Below are 6815 nucleotides of genomic sequence, written 5' to 3'. Positions count from 1 at the left end.
GGTAGGGCATGGGGCGTTCCACGAACTGCCGCTGCCCGCCGTCCCGGTGGGCAGCGAAGACCAGTCGCCGGCTCACCGAGTTGGCGATCTCGGCACCGTGGTCCCGGCGGACCACATGCAGCCCGAGATCGAGGGCGGCGGCGCTGCCCGCGGCGGTGAGGATGTCGCCGTCGTCCACGAACAGCACGTCCGGTGCGAGATGGACGGACGGGAAGCGGGCCCGGAAATCGTCCGCCCACTGCCAGTGCGCGCTGGCCCGGCGGCCGTCGAGCACACCGGCCTCGGCCAGCGTGAAGGCGCCGCTACAGAAACCGACCAGCCGCGCGCCGCGCGCGTACGCCCGTCGGACGGCATCGAGTACGGCCGGGCGGCGGGGCACCTCGATGTCGGGGCGGTTGGGGACGATCAGGGTGTCCGCCGTGTCGGCCGCTTCCAGGTCGGCGACGCCCGTGAGCGTGAAGAATCCGTCCCGCATCAGGGTGCGGGGCTCGGGGGAACAGAGCCTGAAGTCGTAGAGATCGCGGCCGAGCTCCGGGCGGCGCAGGCCGAAGATCTCGATCGCGCAGCTGAGTTCGAAGGGGTTCGAGTTCTCATCGACGATCACGACGACGCGGTGCAGGGCGTCCGCTGAGACCGGTGCGTCCCTCTGCGGGCGGGACGCCTGCTCCCGGCGGGGCGCGTACGGCTCGTGCGAGGATTCTTTCTTCATGTGCGATTCCTAGCACTCGTGCTGCTCCCGCACCACAGCTCAGGATGAGCGCATGAACAACGAACCCCTGCACCTCGGCAAGGCCCTGGCCTCCTTCGACGCCCTGTGGAGCCCGCGCATCGCCGCGCGCGTGAACGGCTACGACGTCCGTATCGCCAAGGTCGAGGGCGAACACGTCTGGCACGTCCACGACGACACCGACGAGTTCTTCCTCGTACTCGACGGCGAGTTGCGCATCTCCCTGCGCGAACCCGCCGGGGAACGCACGGTCGTACTCCCGAAAGACGCCGTATTCACCGTCCCCCGCGGCACGGAACACAAGCCGCATTCTTCCTCCGGCGCGGCGATTCTCCTGTTCGAGCCCACCGGGACGCCGACGGTCGGCGATCGTCACGACGAGGTCCCGGACCATGTGGACGCGACGACCGGACACACCCTCAGCATGTGAGCAGGGGTGGAGGAATGGGCCGCCGGGCGGACTTCGACGAGGCATAGACGAGGCATAGACGAGGTAAGGCGTCGACAGGGCCTCTACGGAGGCCCCACGTAAAGTGCCGGTCAATGGGCAACCTACTATGTCCGTTACCCATCGCTTCGCAGCCGCTTGTGTCGGCTCGCGCGATTCTTCGGGTCTTTATATGTCTACGCGTTGAGGAGTCCTGAGTGAAACTGGCACGCGTGTCCGCTGCTGTTGTGGCCGCCGCTATAGCCCCCGCCGTCCTGCTCTCCTCCCCTGCCATCGCCGCCGACGGGTCCCATTCGGCCGAGGGAAGCGTCTCGGTCAAGGACGGCGGCTCGCAGGCCGAGCAGGACCGGGCCGAGATCGAGCGCATCGTCGCCGACAAGAAGTCCGGCCGCGTCCTGCGCGAGGCCGCGGAGAAGGCGCTCAAGGGCACGCCTGCCGAGATGCGTGCGTTCCTGGAGACCGGCCGGGACCAGGCCCAGTTGGCGGACGACCGAGTCCGCCTCGTGCAGATTATGAGTGTGGGCGGCAAGGCGGTGCGGAAGGCCGGCAACGACGCCCTGAGGGAAAACTCCCGCGCGTCCATCACCCACTTCCTCGAAGTGGGCCAGTACACGGCGCGTGATGAGGACAACCGCTCCGAGATCCAGCGGATCATCGACGACCCGAAGACCGGACGTGGTGTCCGAGAGGGCGCTCAGCACGCGATGAACGGTACGGCCGCCGACCGGCAGAAGTTCCTGGACACCGAGCGGCATGACTTGAAGATCATCGACAACAGGGTGCTGGTCGGCAAGATCATCGGCAAGGGCGGCCCCGAGGTGCGCGCGGCCGGTATCGCCGCGCTCAAGGGCACCCCCGAGGACGTCCAGAAGTTCATCGACGAGGGCCAGTTCACCGCCCGTTCGAAGGACGAGCAGAACGCCAAAGACGCCAAGAACGGCAAGGACGGCAACGGCTCCAAGGAGCACAAGGACGACGAGCAGGAGAAGAAGGGCCAGGACACCAAGCCTGCCGGTAAGGACCAGAAGCAGGGCGGCAAGGACGGCGACGTGCGGGCGGTCGCGGCCGTCGACGGCGCGCGTCCTGCCGGCGGCTCCGCCGACCAGACCGTGACCGCCGCCCAGTCCGAGTCCGACGGTCACCTGGCCGCCACCGGCGCGAACGGCGCGCTCCCCTGGGCCGCGGGCGGCACCGCAGTCGCCCTGGGCACCGGAGCCGGCCTCATCGCACTGAGCCGCCGCCGCGCCAACGCACAGCGGTAACACCTACGTCGAGCGGCCTCGGGCGCGGGCGGCGGAGCACGCTGCTTCCCCCTCCCCGAGGCCGCTCGCGCTCCTGACCTGTACGTACGGAGCATCCCGGCCCCATTCCGTACGGTCCTGTGCTGCCCTGTACTGTCGCGGGCGTTCGTCGGGCGATTCCTGAGGTTGACGGCTCAGGAAGTGAGAAATGGTGGGGCTTCATAGATGGACCAGCAGGCTCCGAATCCGAATCCGCATCCGAACACAAACACGTCGGACTTCGCGCGCCTGGCCAGGTACGGATCCGTATCCACGCGCTTGTCGCTACTGAGCGACCGTCGACTCGGCGAGGCAGTCGCCGCCGCGACTCCCCTCGGGTCCGGGATAGGGGGTAGGTCGGCGGAGCTTGAGGTCGATGGGGCCAGAGTCTTCGTCAAGCGCGTCCCCTTGACCGACATCGAGATGCGGCCGGAGAACGTACGGTCGACGGAGAACGTCTTCGGGCTGCCGATGTTCTATCAGTACGGGATGGGCTCGGCGGGTTTCGGGGCCTGGCGCGAGCTGGCCGTTCATACCATGACCACCAATTGGGTCCTCGGGAACCAATACCAAGGCATTCCCCTCATGTATCACTAGCGGGTCCTCCCGGATTCCCCTCTCCAAGGGTTCGCCGATGAATTCGGCGGAGTCGAGGGAGCGGTCGCGCACTGGGAGGGCTCGTCAGCCGTACGGAGCCGTATGCAGGCCATCGGCCAGTCCTCCTCCAGCCTCGTGATCTTTCTGGAACATGTACCGCAGACGCTCGACGCGTGGCTGAGCGAAAGGAGAGCGGGCGCTGCGGAGGACGCGGACGGGCCCGCGTACGCGTGGACGGCAGAGGCTCTCATGCAGGGAGCCGCCTTTATGAGCTCCCGCGGCCTCGTACACTTCGACGCCCACTTCCGCAACGTACTGACCGATGGCCGACTGGTCTACTTCGCGGACTTCGGTCTCGCCCTCAGCTCCGGGTTTCAGCTGTCCCGGGAAGAGACCGAGTTCCTTTCCCGGCATCGTATGTATGACGCCCGCTATATGGGAGCTCATCTGCTGCGCCATCACCTGCCGGACGGTGTGCGCGGCGGCGCCGAGCACAGCACCTTTCTGCGCAATTGGCTCGCGGGAGAAAGAGGCGTCGGCATCCCGCCCGAGATCGCCGCGATCATCGACCGGCACGCCCCGGCTTCCCTGGTACTGGACCGATTCCACGGCCGCCTGCTCACCACGGGCAAGCGGACCCCGTACCCGGAGGCCGAGGCGGAAAGAGCCGGGGCGAGCGGACTTTCGGTGCGGTAGGCGCGAGCGTCATTCCGATGGCGGTTCCTGAGAGCTGCAGTTCTCGGGCAAACGCACGTGCTCGCCGAGCGGGGAGGCCGTTCGTCCCGCCCAGAGTCTGCGGAAGTCGGGATTCCACCACAGGTTCGAGGAAACCGGGCGGCCGAAATCGGACATGCGAGAGGTAGCCGAGGAAGCGGATGGCACGGCCTGACCTTCCGGGGCGCGGCGGGGAAGGTCATCATGGAGGGGCGGAGAGAGTCCGGCCGGCCCCGAGCCGCTTCCCCTGGCTGGCACGATGACCGTCCATGGATGATCACAACACTCCGGCCGCTCAAGCGCTGGGCCTGATCGCGGACCGTTTCCCGCACGCCCTGGGCTCCATACTCGGCGGCTCGGCCGCCCAGGGCCGTGCCAGGCCGACCAGCGATCTCGACGTTGCCGTTCTCCTCCCGAGCGGGGAGACCAGCCGTCGTGAGGTGGTGCGCCACGACGGCCGCCTGGCCGAACTCTTCCTGCACACTCTTGAGGACGTTCCCGAGCACTTCGCGCGCGACCGGGCCCTCCGCCGGGGAACCGTCCTGTTCCTCTATGACCAGGGTCTGCCGCTGGCCGACCCGTACGGGCATGTGGCCCGTACGCGCGAGCAGGCGCGGACAGTGCTGGCGGCCGGTCCGCCCCCGCTGACTCCGGCGGAGTGGGAACGAGGCCGTTACGTCCTCACGTGCTTCATGGACGACCTGACGGACACCGCACCGACCGAGCGGTACGAACAGCTCGCCCTCGCTGACGCGACCCTGCGCGAGGCGGCCCACCTTCTCCTCGCCCACCGCGGCGGCTGGACAGGCATCGGCAAGTGGCTGCCACGGCGGTTGCTCAACGCTGACGCCATCCGGGGCGAGGCCCTTCTCAACGGCCACCGGGCGGTGGCCGAGCACGCCGACCCGGCCCCGTTGGCAACGGCCGCCGAGCAAGTACTCGATGCTGTCGGCGGACCGATGCGAGAGGGCTACACCCAACGCTGGAGCGCTTGAACTGGCCCCAGCAGACCGACAGTCGATGCGATTGTCGGACGACGTAGCAGCACTCCAACCGACGTCTCGCCTTCCTCCAGGTTCGCTCGGCTATGCCACACGCGGTACACCTGGTGCGGCAGTGTGACAGCGGAGGGTCTGACGATTTCCGGCATCGTTTCAGCCGCTCCACAGCACCTCGCCGCCCACCATCGCCTCGGACGCGGTCAGGCCGAGAGCCAGTGCGATGCCCATGGACGCCTCATGCTCCGGATGGATGTACGCGACCAGTTCGGTCGCGCCGTGGGCGCGGAGCCAGCGGGCCATGGTGAGGGCGGCCTCTCGTCCGTATCCGTTGCCCTGGTAGTCGACGCCGATCACCCAGGCGAGCGTCGCCTCAAGGCGGGCGGCGGACGGGCGGCGCAGCGTGGTCTGTACGGTGCCGATCAGCTGTGCGTCAGCGGTGCGGCGGAGCATCCAGTTCAGCCAGCCCTGGGCGCCGTCCGGTGACCGGCCGGTGGACTGGCGGGCGTAGCGGGTTTCCAGCTGGGCGAGTGTGCTGGGGGCGCCGCCCGTCCAGGTGTGGAGGCGGGGGTCATCCAGGAGCGTGACTGCCTCACGCGCGTGTTCGACGCGGAGTGGTTCCAGGTAAAGGCGTGGGGCCAGCAGAGGGACAGTGGCGGGCCAGGGTTGGGGCGCGGTCATCAGCGCACCCTAGCCCGCCCCCTTCGGGTGAACCATGCCTGTCGGCAACGGAGTTGGCGCCCGACATACGTTGCCGCGTGCACGTATCGCCGTCCGCCAGGACCCGAGGGCCGCTCAGCCCCTGCTGAGCGGGCCAGATCCATTGTCGCGCACACCAGTTGGGCTCCGCCCCGCCCTTCGGCATCCGGTGTCGCGCGGCCCTTCACGGCCCGTCACCGCTTGGAGCCGGGGGCCGCGTGTCGGCGAGTAAAGAGCTGGCAATGTCGGTATATGTATGCCCGTACCGCAAAGAGAACACCAACTCCCCAGCGTGTGCACGCCGTCGCCGCGTGCCGCCCTCGTCAGCCGTGGGCCGGTCCGGCCCTTCGGCACCCCTCCATCGACCCGCGTACAGACCGCCATCGCCGAGTCGATGCTGTGCGCGTCCCACCCCGCCCTCGGCCGCTCCATGGCCGCACATAAGGAGCAGAGACATGCGCTACGGAAACGCGCTGCGCGAACAGATCCACACGCCCGATACGACCCCGCTCGTCGGCATCTACGACATGTACTCGGCCTCGGTCGCCGCCCGGCACTACGACGGGTTCTTCGTGTCCGGGTTCGGCTTCGCGGCCTCGCATTACGGGCTGCCGGACATCGGGTTCATCGCGTGGCCGGACATGGTCGCGTTCGTCGAACGGCTCCGGCTGGCCTTCCCCACCCACCACCTGCTGGTCGACATCGACGACGGCTACGTCGACCCGGAGGTCGCGTGCCACGTCGTACAGCGGCTGGAACGGATCGGGGCGTCCGGCATCATTCTTGAGGACCAGCAGCGCCCGCGCCGGTGCGGCCACGCCGACGGCAAGACGGTGCTGCCCCTGGAGGAGTACCTCCAGAAGCTGGACCTCGTCCTCCGGAGCCGGCGGGACCTCGTGGTCGTCGCCCGTACCGACGCCACCGAGGAGAAGGACATCCTGCGCCGCGCCCAGGCGCTCGCGGAGACCGACGCCGACGTGGTGCTGGTCGACGGGGTGCGGGACGTCGAGTGGATCCGCCGGATCCGCAAGGTCATCGATGACAAGCCGCTGCTCTTCAACCAGATCGCGGGCGGCAAGTCGCCGCGGCTCTCGCTCTCCGAACTCACGGACCTGGAGTGCCAGGTGGCCATCTACAGCACGCCCTGCCTGTTCGCCGCCCACACCGCCATCGACACCGCGCTCGGCGAGTTGAAGAAGGCCGACGGCCGGCTCCCGGAATTCTCGCCCTCCACATCGGTCGGCGTACGCGCGTCCACCGAGCTCCTGGAGAAGAACATCAGCCGGCACCACCCCCTGGAGACCCGGCCGGAAACCGAACTCGCCTCCGTCTGAGGCAGATCGCATTCCGGG

6 protein-coding genes and 1 pseudogene are annotated in these 6815 nt (G+C 68.5%); 5 read left to right on the top strand and 2 right to left on the bottom strand.

All coding sequences use genetic code 11. The annotated features are described in order from the left end of the window. Positions 1-709, bottom strand: a 709-nt coding sequence (locus ACFU99_RS27435) for a GlxA family transcriptional regulator (RefSeq protein WP_384396815.1), incomplete at its 3' end; no start/stop codon positions are given. A gap of 52 nt (positions 710-761) precedes the next feature. Here ACFU99_RS27435 and ACFU99_RS27430 point away from each other — a divergent pair. The 4 genes and pseudogenes from ACFU99_RS27430 (at position 762) to ACFU99_RS27415 (ending at position 4761) form a co-directional block, all read left to right on the top strand. Further along, the gene (locus tag ACFU99_RS27430) at positions 762-1157 is read left to right on the top strand and encodes a cupin domain-containing protein (RefSeq protein WP_384396812.1); all 396 of its coding nucleotides are present in this window, start codon (positions 762-764) and stop codon (positions 1155-1157) included. Between the two features lie 215 nt (positions 1158-1372). Further along, positions 1373-2437, top strand: coding sequence for a hypothetical protein (locus tag ACFU99_RS27425; protein WP_384396809.1), 1065 nt, complete (start codon positions 1373-1375; stop codon positions 2435-2437). 204 nt (positions 2438-2641) lie between these two features. Beyond that, positions 2642-3748 (top strand): annotated as a pseudogene (locus ACFU99_RS27420) (protein kinase family protein). Positions 3749-4035: 287 nt separating this feature from the next. Next, complete coding sequence (locus ACFU99_RS27415; RefSeq protein ID WP_384396806.1) at positions 4036-4761, top strand: nucleotidyltransferase domain-containing protein; 726 nt, start codon at positions 4036-4038, stop codon at positions 4759-4761. Between the two features lie 159 nt (positions 4762-4920). On the opposite strand, the gene ACFU99_RS27410 is transcribed toward ACFU99_RS27415, so the two are convergent. After that, positions 4921-5445: a GNAT family N-acetyltransferase gene (locus tag ACFU99_RS27410; RefSeq protein WP_384396804.1), complete on the bottom strand. Its 525-nt coding sequence runs from the start codon at positions 5443-5445 to the stop codon at positions 4921-4923. Positions 5446-5918: 473 nt separating this feature from the next. Here ACFU99_RS27410 and ACFU99_RS27405 point away from each other — a divergent pair, with 473 nt between their 5' ends. Then, positions 5919-6797 (top strand): oxaloacetate decarboxylase, encoded by an 879-nt coding sequence (locus tag ACFU99_RS27405; RefSeq protein WP_384396801.1) that lies wholly within the window; start codon positions 5919-5921, stop codon positions 6795-6797. Positions 6798-6815 lie beyond the last annotated feature (18 nt).

Origin of the sequence: Streptomyces sp. NPDC057654, from assembly GCF_042800135.1 — a bacterium.
GTDB lineage: Bacteria > Actinomycetota > Actinomycetes > Streptomycetales > Streptomycetaceae > Streptomyces.
Note: the sequence above shows the minus strand (reverse complement) of the source record. Positions and strands in the feature narration are given on the sequence as shown.

Excerpts from the sequence above, each read along its gene's own strand:
- ACFU99_RS27430 (WP_384396812.1), top strand. The coding sequence starts at position 762 with ATGAACAACGAACCCCTGCACCTCGGCAAGGCCCTGGCCTCCTTCGAC.
- ACFU99_RS27415 (WP_384396806.1), top strand. The coding sequence starts at position 4,036 with ATGGATGATCACAACACTCCGGCCGCTCAAGCGCTGGGCCTGATCGCG.
- ACFU99_RS27410 (WP_384396804.1), bottom strand. The coding sequence starts at position 5,445 with ATGACCGCGCCCCAACCCTGGCCCGCCACTGTCCCTCTGCTGGCCCCA.
- ACFU99_RS27405 (WP_384396801.1), top strand. The coding sequence starts at position 5,919 with ATGCGCTACGGAAACGCGCTGCGCGAACAGATCCACACGCCCGATACG.